The sequence below is a fragment of the Pseudomonas lalucatii genome, from assembly GCF_018398425.1.
GTDB lineage: Bacteria > Pseudomonadota > Gammaproteobacteria > Pseudomonadales > Pseudomonadaceae > Aquipseudomonas > Aquipseudomonas lalucatii.
Genome location: NZ_JADPMV010000001.1, coordinates 430,239 through 442,732, shown reverse-complemented (window position 1 = coordinate 442,732; position 12,494 = coordinate 430,239). Strand labels below are relative to the sequence as shown.

General features: G+C 68.5%; 14 protein-coding genes. 13 read left to right on the top strand and 1 reads right to left on the bottom strand.

The annotated features are described in order from the left end of the window. Window positions 1–138 precede the first annotated feature (138 nt). From I0D00_RS01970 to I0D00_RS01930, 9 genes are all read left to right on the top strand, one after another. Window positions 139–1,161, top strand: a complete 1,023-nt coding sequence (locus tag I0D00_RS01970; RefSeq protein WP_213638081.1) for an NAD(P)H-dependent glycerol-3-phosphate dehydrogenase — start codon at window positions 139–141, stop codon at window positions 1,159–1,161. Between the two features lie 24 nt (window positions 1,162–1,185). Continuing rightward, complete coding sequence (locus I0D00_RS01965) at window positions 1,186–1,533, top strand: DUF4389 domain-containing protein (RefSeq protein WP_213638080.1); 348 nt, start codon at window positions 1,186–1,188, stop codon at window positions 1,531–1,533. Between the two features lie 10 nt (window positions 1,534–1,543). Next, window positions 1,544–2,011: a phosphohistidine phosphatase SixA gene (gene sixA / locus I0D00_RS01960; RefSeq protein WP_213638079.1), complete on the top strand. Its 468-nt coding sequence runs from the start codon at window positions 1,544–1,546 to the stop codon at window positions 2,009–2,011. Between the two features lie 111 nt (window positions 2,012–2,122). Next, a complete protein-coding gene (locus I0D00_RS01955) occupies window positions 2,123–3,790 on the top strand; it encodes an AMP-binding protein (RefSeq protein ID WP_213638078.1) in 1,668 nt (555 codons plus the stop codon). Between the two features lie 191 nt (window positions 3,791–3,981). After that, complete coding sequence (locus I0D00_RS01950) at window positions 3,982–4,791, top strand: alpha/beta fold hydrolase (protein ID WP_213638077.1); 810 nt, start codon at window positions 3,982–3,984, stop codon at window positions 4,789–4,791. Further along, a complete protein-coding gene (locus I0D00_RS01945) occupies window positions 4,788–5,651 on the top strand; it encodes an alpha/beta hydrolase (RefSeq protein WP_213638076.1) in 864 nt (287 codons plus the stop codon). Before I0D00_RS01950 ends, I0D00_RS01945 begins: the two co-directional genes overlap by 4 nt. A gap of 51 nt (window positions 5,652–5,702) precedes the next feature. Next, window positions 5,703–6,056, top strand: a complete 354-nt coding sequence (locus I0D00_RS01940) for a thioredoxin domain-containing protein (RefSeq protein ID WP_213638075.1) — start codon at window positions 5,703–5,705, stop codon at window positions 6,054–6,056. A gap of 8 nt (window positions 6,057–6,064) precedes the next feature. Next, window positions 6,065–6,868 carry a DUF4892 domain-containing protein gene (locus I0D00_RS01935; RefSeq protein WP_213638074.1) on the top strand — a complete coding sequence of 268 codons (804 nt, stop codon included), beginning with the start codon at window positions 6,065–6,067 and terminating at the stop codon, window positions 6,866–6,868. A 137-nt stretch (window positions 6,869–7,005) separates the two neighbouring features. Continuing rightward, window positions 7,006–8,088 (top strand): AI-2E family transporter, encoded by a 1,083-nt coding sequence (locus I0D00_RS01930; protein ID WP_213638073.1) that lies wholly within the window; start codon window positions 7,006–7,008, stop codon window positions 8,086–8,088. 11 nt (window positions 8,089–8,099) lie between these two features. Here I0D00_RS01930 and I0D00_RS01925 read toward each other — a convergent pair whose 3' ends face one another. Beyond that, a complete protein-coding gene (locus tag I0D00_RS01925) occupies window positions 8,100–9,122 on the bottom strand; it encodes a patatin-like phospholipase family protein (RefSeq protein ID WP_213638072.1) in 1,023 nt (340 codons plus the stop codon). Window positions 9,123–9,233: 111 nt separating this feature from the next. Between I0D00_RS01925 and selD the strand changes: the two genes are divergently transcribed. From selD to I0D00_RS01905, 4 genes are all read left to right on the top strand, one after another. Then, window positions 9,234–10,268, top strand: coding sequence for a selenide, water dikinase SelD (selD, locus tag I0D00_RS01920; RefSeq protein ID WP_213638071.1), 1,035 nt, complete (start codon window positions 9,234–9,236; stop codon window positions 10,266–10,268). Further along, on the top strand, window positions 10,268–11,368 hold the full coding sequence (gene mnmH / locus I0D00_RS01915) for a tRNA 2-selenouridine(34) synthase MnmH (RefSeq protein ID WP_213638070.1): 1,101 nt from the start codon (window positions 10,268–10,270) through the stop codon (window positions 11,366–11,368). Before selD ends, mnmH begins: the two co-directional genes overlap by 1 nt. 84 nt (window positions 11,369–11,452) lie before the next feature. Continuing rightward, a complete protein-coding gene (locus tag I0D00_RS01910; RefSeq protein WP_213638069.1) occupies window positions 11,453–11,731 on the top strand; it encodes an Interleukin family protein in 279 nt (92 codons plus the stop codon). Then, on the top strand, window positions 11,731–12,339 hold the full coding sequence (locus I0D00_RS01905; RefSeq protein WP_213638068.1) for a flavin reductase family protein: 609 nt from the start codon (window positions 11,731–11,733) through the stop codon (window positions 12,337–12,339). The genes I0D00_RS01910 and I0D00_RS01905 overlap by 1 nt, the downstream gene beginning before the upstream one ends. The last annotated feature ends 155 nt before the right edge of the window (window positions 12,340–12,494 follow it).

Below are 12,494 nucleotides of genomic sequence, written 5' to 3'. Positions count from 1 at the left end.
CAGTCGCCCGGCGGCGCCCCGATGCCTTTTGTGCCGAACGGTGCACAGCCTGATAAAGCGGGCTAAACGCTGGCCGCCTTGCCCATGCCCCGTATAATGCGCGCAGATCGTCATCCCATGACCCATTACGGATTCGTTATGACTGAGCAGCACCCCATCGCCGTGCTCGGCGGCGGCAGTTTCGGCACCGCGCTGGCCAACCTGCTGGCGGAGAACGGTCGCCATGTCCTGCACTGGATGCGGGACCCGGAGCAGGTCGAGGCCATTCTGGCTACCCGCGAGAACCCGCGCTACCTCCAGGGCGTGAAGATCCATGCCGGCGTCGAGCCCCTCAGCGACCTCCCCGCGGCCCTGGCGGCCAGCCAGCTGGTGTTCGTCGCGCTGCCTTCCAGCGCCTTGCGCCAGGCTCTGCAGCCGGTGGCCGGGCTGCTGGCGGGCAAGTTGCTGGTCAGCACCACCAAGGGCATCGAGGCGCAGAGCTTCAAGCTGATGAGCCAGATCCTCGAGGAGATCGCTCCCCAGGCGCGTATCGGCGTGCTGTCCGGGCCGAACCTGGCCAAGGAGGTCGCCGAACATGCGCTGACCGCCACGGTGATCGCCAGCGAGGATGAGCCGCTGTGCCAGCAGGTGCAGGAAGCGCTGCATGGCCGCACCTTTCGCGTCTATGCCAGTGGCGACCGTTTCGGCGTCGAACTGGGCGGCGCGTTGAAGAACGTCTACGCCATCATGGCCGGCATGGCCGCCGCCCTGGGCATGGGCGAGAACACCAAGAGCATGCTGATCACCCGGGCGCTGGCGGAGATGACCCGTTTCGCCGTGCACCTGGGGGCCAATCCCATGACCTTCCTCGGCCTGGCCGGGGTGGGCGACCTGATCGTCACCTGCTCGTCGCCCAAGAGCCGCAACTATCAGGTCGGTTTCGCCCTGGGCGAAGGCCTGAGCCTGGACGATGCGGTCGAGCGCCTGGGCGAGGTGGCCGAGGGCGTCAACACCATCCGGGTGCTCAAGGCCAAGGCCGAGGAGCTGCAGGTGTACATGCCGCTGGTGGCCGGCTTGCATGCCATCCTGTTCGAAGGGCGCACGCTGGGACAGGTGATCGAACTGCTGATGCGCGCGGAACCGAAGACCGACGTCGATTTCATTTCCACCACGGGTTTCTGAACCCGCACCCTCAGGGAGAGCACCATGAGCGAAGAGAGCAAAGAACTGGAACGCGAATCCATCCTGCTGCGGATCCTCTGGATGGTGTTGTTCACCATCGTCTGGCAGCTGTCCGAACTGGTGCTCGGCGCCGTGGTGCTGTTGCAGCTGGGCTATCGACTGTTCTACGGCGCGCCGAGTGCCAGCCTGCTCGGCTTCGGCGACAGCCTCAGCCAGTACCTGGCGCAGATCGGCCGCTTCGGCACCTTCAACAGCGACGACAAGCCCTGGCCGTTCTCCGACTGGCCGACGCCCCGGGCGCCACAGGGCGAAGCGCCCCATGCCGTGCCGCCGGCCCCGCACCCGGTGCGCGACGAGGAGCCGAAGCTGTGAGCGCAGGGCGGTGAGGCTCTGGCTGTTGCGCCATGGACAGGCCGAGGCGCACGCGCCGAGCGATGCCGAGCGCGCGCTGACGCCGCGCGGCCGGGAGGAGGTCGCCCAGGTGGCGGTGCAGCTGCAGGGGCGGCCGCTCACGGCGATTCTCGCCAGCCCCTACGTGCGGGCGCAGCAGACCGCGGCCCTGGTGCGCGATGCCCTGGGCTACGCCGGTCCGCTGCTGACCGTGCCGTGGCTGACCCCCGACAGCGACCCGCGCCAGGTGCTGGCGCAGCTGGACCGGCACGATGCCGGCGAACTCCTGCTGGTCAGCCACCAGCCGTTGGTTGGCGCCCTGGCCGGGCTGCTGCTGCACGGTCACCGACAGCAGCCACTGCCCATGCAGACCGCCAGCCTGGCGGAGCTGGACGGCGAACTGGCGGCCGCAGGCTGCATGGACCTGCTTGCCCTGGTCCACCCCCGGCACGACAGGTAGTGCCGGCGCGCCGATACATTTCTTAACTTGCGGCCCCCCTTTTGTGCGTGGAATAGTCCGACCAAGCGATTGCTTGGTTGGCTCCACAAGAACAACAAAGGAGGAAGCCCGATGGTCGATGCTGTCCGTTTGCCGCTGGAAGTGTTCTACCAGCGCGAGGCCCGTCACCCGCGCAAGCGTTACCTGGTGCAGCCACTGCCGGGCGGGGCGCTGCAGGAGCTGAGTTGGGCCGAGGTCGGCGAGCAGGCGCGCCGCGCCGCCAGCTGGCTGCGGGCCCGGGAGCTGGCGCAGGGCAGTCGCGTGGCCATCCTGTCGAAGAACTGCGCGCACTGGCTAATCGCCGACCTGGCGATCTGGATGGCCGGGCACGTGTCGGTGCCGCTCTATCCCAATCTCGGCGCCGAGTCGGTGCGCCAGGTGCTGGAGCACTCCGAGGCGCAACTGCTGTTCGTCGGCAAGCTGGACGACTGGCCGAGCATGGCACCGGGAGTGCCCGAGACGCTGGCCAGCGTGGCCTTGCCGTTGAGCCCCGAGGGCACCTTCAGCTATCGCTGGCAGGACCTGCAGGCCAGCGCGCCGATCCGCGACGATCCCCGGCCCGCGGCCGACCGCCTGGCCACCATCATCTACACCTCCGGCACCACCGGAGCGCCGAAAGGCGTGATGCACAACTTCGGCAACTTCGGCTTCGCCGCCAGCCAGGCCATCGAGCTGTTCGCCGTCGGCGAGGCCGATCGGGTGCTGTCCTACCTGCCGTTGTGCCATGTGGCCGAGCGCATGTTCGTCGAGCTGGCATCGATCTATGGCGGGCAGACGGTATTTTTCGCCGCGAGCCTGGAGACCTTCCTCGACGACCTGCGGCGCGCGCGGCCCACGGTGATCTTCGGCGTGCCGCGGATCTGGACCAAGTTCCAGATGGGCGTCTTCGGCAAGCTGTCGGCGCAGCGGCTCGATCTGCTGCTCAGGTTGCCGGTTGTCGGCCGCTTGGTCGGCCGCAAGGTGCTCCGCGGGCTCGGCCTGGATGAAGTGCGCTATGCCCTGTCCGGCGCCGCGCCGGTGCCGGAGGCGCTGTTGCACTGGTACCAGCGCCTGGGCCTGGAAGTGCTCGAGATCTATGGCATGACGGAGAACTGCGGTTATTCCCACGTCTGTCGGCCGGGGCGTTTCAAGTCCGGCTGGATAGGCCAGAACAACCCGGCGGTCGAGGTGCGCATCGCCGCCGACGGCGAGGTGCAGGTACGCAGTGGCGCGACCATGCAGGGTTACTACAAGGAGCCGGAGAAGACCGCCGAAACCCTTACCGCGGACGGCTTCCTGCGCACCGGCGACAAGGGCGAGCAGGACGCCGAGGGCAACCTGCGGCTGACCGGGCGGCTCAAGGAGATCTTCAAGACCAGCAAGGGCAAGTACATCGCCCCGGCGCCGATCGAGAATCGCCTGGCCGCGCACTCGCGCATCGAGCAGGTGTGCGTGGTCGGCGATGGCCTGCCGCAACCCCTGGCGCTGTGCGTGCTGTCCGAGACCGGCCGGCAGGAGGCCGGCAATGGCGCCCGCGGCACCCTGGAGGGCAGCCTAAGGGCGCTGCTCGAGGAGGTCAATGCGGCCCTCGATCAGCATGAGCGCCTGCAGGGGCTGGTTCTCATCAAGGAGGTCTGGGCGGTGGACAATGGCTTCCTCACGCCGACCCTGAAGATCAAGCGCAACGCGGTCGAGGGGGCCTACGCCGGGCGATTCGTCGAGTGGGGGGAGCGCCGCGAGGCGGTGGTGTGGCATGAGTGAGGCCCCGGCCCCTTCGCCGACGAAGCGCCGCGGGGCCGGGAAGCGATAATCCAAGGGGGCGGCTAGCCACGCTGCTGGCCGGCCTCCCCTGGGGTTTGGCTCAATCGGCCTCGGTCGCTGGCGCTTTGGTCATTGCTGCCATGCCGCCGCTGCCGGACAATTTCCAGGTCCTTCCGCAAAAGCCAGCCGCCATGACCCAGCCCGTCTTCTTCGCCCATGCCAACGGTTTCCCTTCGGCCACCTACGGCAAGCTGTTCGCCGCCCTGGCCCCCGAGTACGAGGTGCAGCACCTCGAGCTGCACGGCCATGACCCGCGCTTTCCGGTGAACGACAATTGGAGCAATCTGGTCGACGAGCTGATCCATCATCTCGAGTCATGCGCCACGCCCGTCTGGGGCGTGGGTCACTCCCTCGGCGGCGTACTCCACTACCATGCCGCCTTGCGCCGTCCGGAGCTCTACCGTGGGCTGGTCATGCTCGACTCGCCGGTGCTGACCCGGGCCGACCGGGTCGTCATCCGTGCGGCCAAGCGTTTCGGCTTCATCGACCGCATCACCCCGGCCGGGCGCACCCTCGGGCGTCGCGAGGAGTTCGCCGACCTCGACGAGGCGCGCCGCTATTTCGCCGGCAAGGCGCTGTTCCAGCGCTTCGACCCGGAGTGCCTGGACGCCTACGTGCGCCACGGCCTGCATGGCGGAGGCAGTGGCCTGCGCCTGCGCTTCGATCCGGCCACGGAGATCAGCATCTACCGCAGCGTGCCGCACACCAGCCCGGGGCGGCCGCAGCAACTGCAGCTGCCCCTGGCGCTGGTGCGCGGGCGCCACAGCCGGGTGGTGCTGGCCCATCACGCCCGCCTGGTGCGCCGCGTGCCGAGGGGCGAGTACCTGACGCTGCCCGGCGGCCACATGTTCCCGCTGGAGCGACCGCAGGAGACCGCACAGCTGCTCCGCGCGCTGTTCGCACGCTGGGCCGGCCAGGGCAGCGGCGAGGCCTGCGCATGAGCCCGGGGTTCGAGGAAGTGCGCCTGCGCCTGCCGCACATCGAGCTGGCGGCGCATCTCTACGGGCCGGCGGATGGCGAGCCGGTGATCGCCCTGCACGGCTGGCTGGACAACGCCGCCAGCTTCGCCCGGCTGGCGCCCAGGCTGCCCGGGATGCGCATCGTCGCGCTGGACTTCGCCGGCCACGGCCACTCCGATCATCGGCCGGCGGGGGCCGGCTACGCGATCTGGGATTACGTGCAGGACGTCCTGCTGGTGGCCGAGCAGTTCGGCTGGCAGCGATTCTCCCTGCTCGGCCACTCCATGGGGGCGATCGTCTCGGTGCTGCTGGCCGGTGCGCTGCCGGAGCGGGTCGCGCGCCTGGCCCTGATCGATGGACTGATTCCCTACACCGGCGAGGCGGCCGATGCGCCACAACGCCTGGGCGAGGCGCTGAAGGCGCAGATGGCCCTGGGCGGCAAGCGCAAGCCCGTCTATGGCGAGTTCTCCCGGGCCGTCGAGGCGCGCATGCGCGGCGTCGGCGCGGTGAGCCGGGAGGCCGCCGAGTTGCTGGCCCAGCGCGGCTTGATGCCGGTGCCCGGTGGCTATACTTGGCGAACCGACAGCCGCTTGACCCTGCCTTCGCCGATGCGTCTGACCCGGGCCCACGCCATGGCCTTCGTCCAGCGGCTGCAGTGCCCGGTCAAGCTGGTGCTGGCGGAGCAGGGCATGCTGGCGGCGCAGCCGCACTTCGCCGAGTTGCTCGAGGACCGGCCGATAGTCCTGAGCCGCTTGCCGGGCGGGCACCATTTGCACCTGGACGACGAGGAGGGTGCCGGGCTGGTAGCAGACTGTTTCAAAGCTTTCTTGCGCTCGCCTTGACTTGCCGAAGGCAACTGGGGAAAGGTGTGGCCGATTGCCATGGAGATTTGCATGATCGACCTGTACACCGCCGCCCCCGCCAGTGGCCGCACAGTGGCCAAGCTCCTCGAGAAGCCGCCGTGCCGTGCGCAGGCGCTGCGCTTCGCCGAGCAGGGACACAGAGCCCCGGCGCTTCTCAAGATCAGCCGCAGTGGCCGCATCCCGGCCTCAGTCGATCGCGGCGACGAGCGTTTCGCCGTTCGTGCGTCCGGCGCCATCCTCATCCACCTGGCCGCGCGGGCGGGGCAGTTGCTGCCGCCGGCTGCCAGGGCGCGCCCGGCGCTGCCGCGCGGTCTGCAGGTTTCGCAGCGCGGAGTCGGTGATGCCTCCGCGCTGCGGAACGCCCAACCGATGCCGATCCGATGAGGCGGCCCATGCGCGGTATCGGCCTGTTTTTCGCGTGCATGGCGGGGGGGGCGGCCTGGGCCGCGGATCTGCCGGGTAGTCGCGACCTCGAAGTCTTGCCACGGTTTCCCGGGACCCAGATCGTCGCCTATGCCGAGAGCGGCGAGCAGGAGCGGATCTACCCGCAAGGGGCGATCCGCCGCATCAGCGGCCGCCTGCGTTACGAGCGCGAGGTCGCGGCCAAGGGGCAGTTCACCGCCTTGACCTACGAGCTGCCGCGCACCCACACGGCCGACGAGGTGTTCCGCGCGGCACGCGAGGCCCTGCAGGCCCAGGATGCCGAGTTGCTGTACTGGTGCGAGGGGCGCGAATGCGGTTCGAGCAACCTGTGGGCCAACGCGGTATTCGGCCGCTCCAGTCTGTACGGTTCCGACGACCAACAGGCTTATGTCCTGATGCGCCTGGCCGCGCCGCGCCAAGACAGCCTGCTGGCGCTCTACAGCATCACGCGCGGCAACCGCCGGGCCTATCTGCATGCCGAACTGCTCGCCGCCGATGCGGCGCTGGGCGAGTTGCTGCCGACGCCCGCCACCTTGCTGCGGCAGTTGCGCAGCAGCGGCGAACTGCGCCTGCCGAGGCAGAGCGAACCGAGCCCGGCCTGGGCGAATCTGCTGTCGCGCAGCCTCAATCTCGACAGCACCCTACGCGTCAGCCTCGCCGGTGCCCAGGCCGAGGCCTGGCGTGAGGCTTTGGTCGAGCAACGGGTGCGTGCCGCGCGCCTGGAGCTGGGCGATAGCGCGGTGCCGGGCCTGCGCATCAGCGTGCTGCGTTAGCGAGTCGGGTCCGGGCGCGGCCCGGGCTCGAGTGACGTGCCGGTGTCCGGCTCGGCCGGGCATGCCTGTTCCCGCTGTCGCCTGCGCCGCGATCGCCGGCCCTGAATGGTGAATCTTCTTCTTGCGGAGCCTCGCGAATGCTCAATAACGACCGCCTGCTGGTGCAGATCCTGCTCCTCGGGCTGCTGGGCGCCAGCCTCTGGGTGCTCGCACCCTTCTGGTCGGCGCTGTTCTGGGCCGCGGTGCTGGCCTTTGCCAGTTGGCCGCTGATGCGCCTGCTGACCCGCTGGCTGAACGGTCGACAGGCCACGGCAGCCGCCTTGCTGACCTTCGGCTGGATCGTCCTGGTGGCCGTGCCGTTGGTGCTGCTGGGCTTCAACCTGGCCGATCACGTGCGAGACGCCACGGCCCTGGTCAAGGGCTTTCAGGTCGAGGGGCTGCCGCCCCCACCGACCTGGCTGGCGGCCTTGCCGCTGGTCGGCGAGTCCCTGGTGTCGGCTTGGCAGACCGTCGATCAACAGGGTTCGGCATTCTTCGCCACCCTGCGTCCCTACCTGGGCCAGGTCGGCAACTGGTTGCTGGCGCGCAGCGCGCAGATCGGCGGCGGGGTGCTGGAGCTGGCCCTGAGCCTGGTCCTGGTGTTCTTCTTCTACCGTGACGGGCCGCGCCTGGCGGCCTTCGTCCACAGCCTGCTCGACCGCCTGATCGGCGCCCGTGCCGACCATTACCTGGAGCTGGTCGCCGGGACCGTGCAGCGGGTGGTCAACGGGGTGATCGGTACCGCGGCGGCGCAGGGCCTGCTGGCGATGATAGGGTTCTACATCGCCGGGGTGCCGGGCGCCCTGCTGTTGGGCATCGTCACCTTCGTGCTCAGCCTGATCCCCATGGGGCCGCCGCTGGTCTGGCTGCCGGCCACGGCCTGGCTGATCAGCCAGGGTGACTACGGTTTTGCCGTCTTCCTCGGCATCTGGGGCTTCTTCGTGATCAGTGGGGTGGACAACATCCTCAAGCCCTATCTGATCAGCCGCGGCGGCAACCTGCCGCTGGTGGTGGTGCTGCTCGGCGTGTTCGGCGGCATCCTGGCCTTCGGCTTCATGGGCCTGTTTCTCGGCCCCACGGTGCTGGCCGTGGCCTACAGCCTGCTCAGCGACTGGGTGGCGAACAAGGCGCCGCCCCCGGCCGCACCGGGCGAGGGGCCGCCCGCCGGGCTGAACCTGTAGCCGCGACGGCCTCAGCTATCCCCGCGTTCGTACTTGTCCAGGGCTTCGCGGGCGATCAGCTGGCCGAGCATGATCAGCTCCGGAGCCTTGTAGAACTCGAAGAAGCGGCAGGCGCGGCGGGGCACGTTGACCAGGATGTCCGGCGGATAGCCGGCAATCTTGTACTGCGCCAGGGACGTCTGCATGACCTCGAAGCTCTGATTGATCAGCTCCAGCAGGGACGCCGGGCCGCTCATGTCGGCGACCCGCGAGCCGCTGGCGGACTTGGTCGCAGCGGGGCTTTCCGCCTCGGCGGCGGGCTGGCGGTGTGCCGTCTGGTTCGCTGCCCGGGCGTCCGTGGGGTCCTCCAGGAGCAGCAGCTCATCGTCGTCGTCGCCATTCTTGCGGCGGAAGGAGGGCAGGTGCGAGCCGAGCGACGTCATCATCTGGTCGAAACGCCCCTTGAGTGCCAGCGGCCGCTCTATCACCGGCAGCTCGTAGTGCTTCTGGTTGGTCGAGTTGAGGTTGACCGCGACGATCAGGTCGCAGTGGCTGGACACCACGGGCACGATCGGCAGCGGATTGAGCAGGCCGCCGTCGACCAGCATGCGTTTGCCCTGGATCACCGGGGTGAACAGGCTGGGGATGGCCGCCGAGGCGCGCATGGCCTGGTGCAGGCAGCCCTCCTGGAACCAGATCTCCTGCTGGTTGGTCAGGTCGGTGGCCACGGCGGTGAAGGGGATCGGCAAGTCCTCGATGTCGATCTCGCCGATGATCTCGCGAATATGGCCGAAGACCCGTTCGCCGCGAATGGCGCCGAGACGGAAGCTCACGTCGAGCAGGCGCAACACGTCCAGATAGTCCAGGCTCTGGGTCCAGTCACGGTACTCCTTGAGCTTGCCGGCGGCATAGATGCCACCAACCACGGCCCCCATGGAACAGCCGGCGATACAGGCGATCTCGTAGCCGCGGGCCTCCAGTTCCTCGATCACCCCGATATGCGCATAGCCCCGCGCACCCCCGGCCCCCAAGACCAGCGCCACTCGCTTAGTCATCTCGCTATCCCCCGTAACGCATTGTTTTATCAACATACGCGCGCCGATGGCCGCCGCCAAGATGGCTTTTGCTAGAATGCCGCCGCCTGTCGACCCGATTAGTGAGATGCCATGAGCGCGCCCATTCGTTTGACCCAGTACAGCCACGGTGCCGGCTGTGGCTGCAAGATTTCCCCCAAGGTGCTGGAAGTGATACTCGCCGGCAGCGGCGCGCAGCACCTCGACCCCAGGCTGTGGGTGGGCAACGCCTCGCGCGACGATGCCGCGGTCTACGCTATCGATGGCGAGCGCGGGGTGGTGTCCACCACCGACTTCTTCATGCCGATCGTCGACGACCCCTACGATTTCGGCCGGATTGCCGCGACCAACGCGATCAGCGATATCTACGCCATGGGCGGCGACCCGCTGATGGCCATCGCCATCCTCGGCTGGCCGGTCAACGTGCTGGCGCCGGAGGTGGCGCGCGAGGTGATTCGCGGCGGCCGCGCGGTGTGTGACGAGGCCGGCATTCCCCTGGCGGGCGGGCACTCCATCGATGCCCCGGAGCCGATCTTCGGCCTGGCGGTCACCGGCCTGGTGGAAAAGCGCCACATGAAGCGCAACGACAGCGCCAGCGCCGGCTGCAAGCTGTACCTGAGCAAGCCGCTGGGCATCGGCATTCTCACCACCGCGGAGAAGCAGGCCAAGTTGCGCGCCGAGGACATCGGCCTGGCGCGGGACTGGATGTGCACCCTGAACAAGCCCGGCAGCCGCTTCGGCAAGCTCGAGGGGGTGGCGGCGATGACCGACGTCACCGGCTTCGGCCTGCTCGGCCATCTGGTCGAGATGGCCGACGGCAGCGGCCTGAGCGCGCGGATCGAGTTCGCCAAGGTGCCGCGTCTGGCCAGCGTCGAGTATTACCTGGAGCAGGGCTGCGTGCCCGGCGGCACCCTGCGCAACTTCGACAGCTACGGCGACAAGATCGCGCCGATGGCCGAGCTGCACAAGCTGCTGCTGTGCGACCCGCAGACCAGCGGCGGCCTGCTGATCGCGGTGACGCCGGAGGGCGAGGCGCAGTTCCTGTCCGCCGCCGCCGAACTGGGGCTGCTGCTCGAGCCGATCGGCGAGCTGCTCGAACGCCAGGATTACGCAGTCGAGGTGCTCTGATGCGCGACAACACCAGCGACTATCGGCGGCTGTTTCTCGACGGCGTGCCGATGATGGATGCCCGGGCACCGGTGGAGTTCGCCAAGGGCGCCTTCCCCGGGGTGGTCAACCTGCCGTTGATGGACGATAGCGAGCGGCAGAGGGTCGGCACCTGCTACAAGCAGCAGGGCCAGCAGGCGGCGATCGAGCTGGGCCATCAGCTGGTCAGCGGCCCGCTCAAGGCCGAGCGCATCGCCGCCTGGGCGGCCTTCGCCGAGGCCAACCCGGACGGCTACCTGTACTGCTTTCGTGGCGGCCTGCGCTCGCAGATCGTCCAGCAGTGGCTCAAGAGCGAGGCGGGCATCGACTACCCGCGGGTGCTCGGCGGCTACAAGGCGATGCGCAGCTTCCTCATCGACACCACCGAGCAGGCGCAGGCCCAGTGCCAGTTCATCCTGGTCGGCGGCATGACCGGCACCGGCAAGACCGAGGTTATCGCCCAGCTGGACAACAGCCTGGACCTGGAGGGCCACGCCAACCACCGCGGCTCCAGCTTCGGCAAGCGCGCCACCGGACAGCCGGCACAGATCGACTTCGAGAACGCCCTGGCTATCGACCTCCTGAGAAAGCGCGCGGCGGGCCACCAGCAGTTCGTCCTCGAGGACGAGGGACGGCTGATCGGTCGCTGTTCGCTGCCGCTGGAGCTGTATCAGGGCATGCAGGACTTCCCGCTGGTGTGGCTGGAAGACAGCCTGGCCGGCCGCACCGAGCGTATCCTCAAGGACTACGTGACCGACCTGTGCGCCGAGTTCGTCGAGCAGCTGGGGCCGGAGGCCGGCTTCAAGGCCTTCGCCGAGCGCCTGCAGCAGAGCCTGGCGAACATCCTCAAGCGCCTGGGCGGTGAACGCTACCAGCGCCTGGCGGCGATCATGGACCAGGCCCTGCTGGAGCAGGAGCGCCGCGGCGCGGTCGACCTGCATCGCGGCTGGATCGAGGCGCTGCTGGTGGAGTACTACGACCCGATGTACGCCTACCAGCGCGAGAACAAGGCCGGGCGAATCGAATTCGTCGGCGAGCAGGCGGCAGTGCTGGAGTACCTCCGCCAGCGGGCCGAGCGCTGAGGTTCAGGCACTTTTTCCGGGTCCGGCCGTCATAATCGTGTCAATTGTTTCCTGATCTTTTGTCGTTTTGAGGGAGTGTGCGCAATGAAAGCCTGGATCTGTCTACCTATGATTGCCCTGGTGCTGGCCGGTTGTGCCGGCAAGACGGCCTACCGCGACAGTTGCGCCAGTCAGCTGGATGCCGCCTGGCAAGAGCTGGATCTGGCCAAGGCAGAAGGCTTTGCCGGCACCGTCAGCTACTCCAAGGCCCTGTCGTTGCTGACCGCGGCCAAGACCCAGCAGCAGTTCGAGGCCTACGAGGGCTGCACCAGCAAGTCGGAGCGGGCGCGCTTCTATATCCGCGAATCGCGGGCCGGGCGCTGATGCTGCTGGATTTCGCCCAGCTGTCGCCGCTGGAGGCCTATCGCTGGCTGGCGTCCACGGTGACGCCGCGACCGATCGCCTGGGTGTCCAGCCTGTCGGCCGAGGGCGTCAGCAACCTGGCGCCCTTCAGCTTCTTCCAGGTGATCAGCGATCAGCCGCCGACCCTGATGGTCAATGTCGGCAGTCGCGACGACGGCAGCCTGAAAGACACCCTGCGCAACGTGCAGGCCACCGGCGAGCTGGTGATCCAGCTGGTGTCCTTCGCCCATGCCGAGGCCATGAACGCCAGCGCGGCGATGCTGGCCCACGGCATCAGCGAGTTCGAGCACTGCGGGATCGCCAGCGAGCCCTCCACCAGGGTGCGCCCGCCCAGGGTCTGCGGCGCGGTGGTGACCTTCGAGTGCGCCCTGGCCGAGGCCATGCCCTATCCACGGGAGCAACCCAACTGCCACCTGATCTTCGCCCGGGTGTTGCTGGCCCATATCGACGACGCCGTGCTGAACGAGCAGGGCCGCGTGGATGCGGCCAGGCTGGACCTGGTCGGCCGCCTGGGCGGCAGCTCCTACACCCGCACCCGCGATCTGTTCAGCCTGCAACGGCCGACTTGAGTCCCCGCGGCGTCGGCTCGCCGCCGCAGTCGCCGCTGCCAGGCTGAAGGCCAGTCGCAGGCCGATGGGCAGCAGTACCTTGCCCCCGACCACGGGGTTGTCGTCCAGGGTGACATGCATCGGAGCCAGCAGGCGTCGGCCGCGGGAGTCGATGC

Coding starts and splice junctions, on each gene's coding strand:
- I0D00_RS01965 (WP_213638080.1), top strand. CDS start 1,186: ATGAGCGAAGAGAGCAAAGAACTGGAACGCGAATCCATCCTGCTGCGG.
- selD (WP_213638071.1), top strand. CDS start 9,234: ATGAGCGCGCCCATTCGTTTGACCCAGTACAGCCACGGTGCCGGCTGT.
- I0D00_RS01910 (WP_213638069.1), top strand. CDS start 11,453: ATGAAAGCCTGGATCTGTCTACCTATGATTGCCCTGGTGCTGGCCGGT.
- I0D00_RS01945 (WP_213638076.1), top strand. CDS start 4,788: ATGAGCCCGGGGTTCGAGGAAGTGCGCCTGCGCCTGCCGCACATCGAG.
- I0D00_RS01950 (WP_213638077.1), top strand. CDS start 3,982: ATGACCCAGCCCGTCTTCTTCGCCCATGCCAACGGTTTCCCTTCGGCC.
- I0D00_RS01905 (WP_213638068.1), top strand. CDS start 11,731: ATGCTGCTGGATTTCGCCCAGCTGTCGCCGCTGGAGGCCTATCGCTGG.
- I0D00_RS01925 (WP_213638072.1), bottom strand. CDS start 9,122: ATGACTAAGCGAGTGGCGCTGGTCTTGGGGGCCGGGGGTGCGCGGGGC.
- I0D00_RS01955 (WP_213638078.1), top strand. CDS start 2,123: ATGGTCGATGCTGTCCGTTTGCCGCTGGAAGTGTTCTACCAGCGCGAG.
- I0D00_RS01930 (WP_213638073.1), top strand. CDS start 7,006: ATGCTCAATAACGACCGCCTGCTGGTGCAGATCCTGCTCCTCGGGCTG.
- I0D00_RS01935 (WP_213638074.1), top strand. CDS start 6,065: ATGCGCGGTATCGGCCTGTTTTTCGCGTGCATGGCGGGGGGGGCGGCC.
- I0D00_RS01970 (WP_213638081.1), top strand. CDS start 139: ATGACTGAGCAGCACCCCATCGCCGTGCTCGGCGGCGGCAGTTTCGGC.
- I0D00_RS01940 (WP_213638075.1), top strand. CDS start 5,703: ATGATCGACCTGTACACCGCCGCCCCCGCCAGTGGCCGCACAGTGGCC.
- mnmH (WP_213638070.1), top strand. CDS start 10,268: ATGCGCGACAACACCAGCGACTATCGGCGGCTGTTTCTCGACGGCGTG.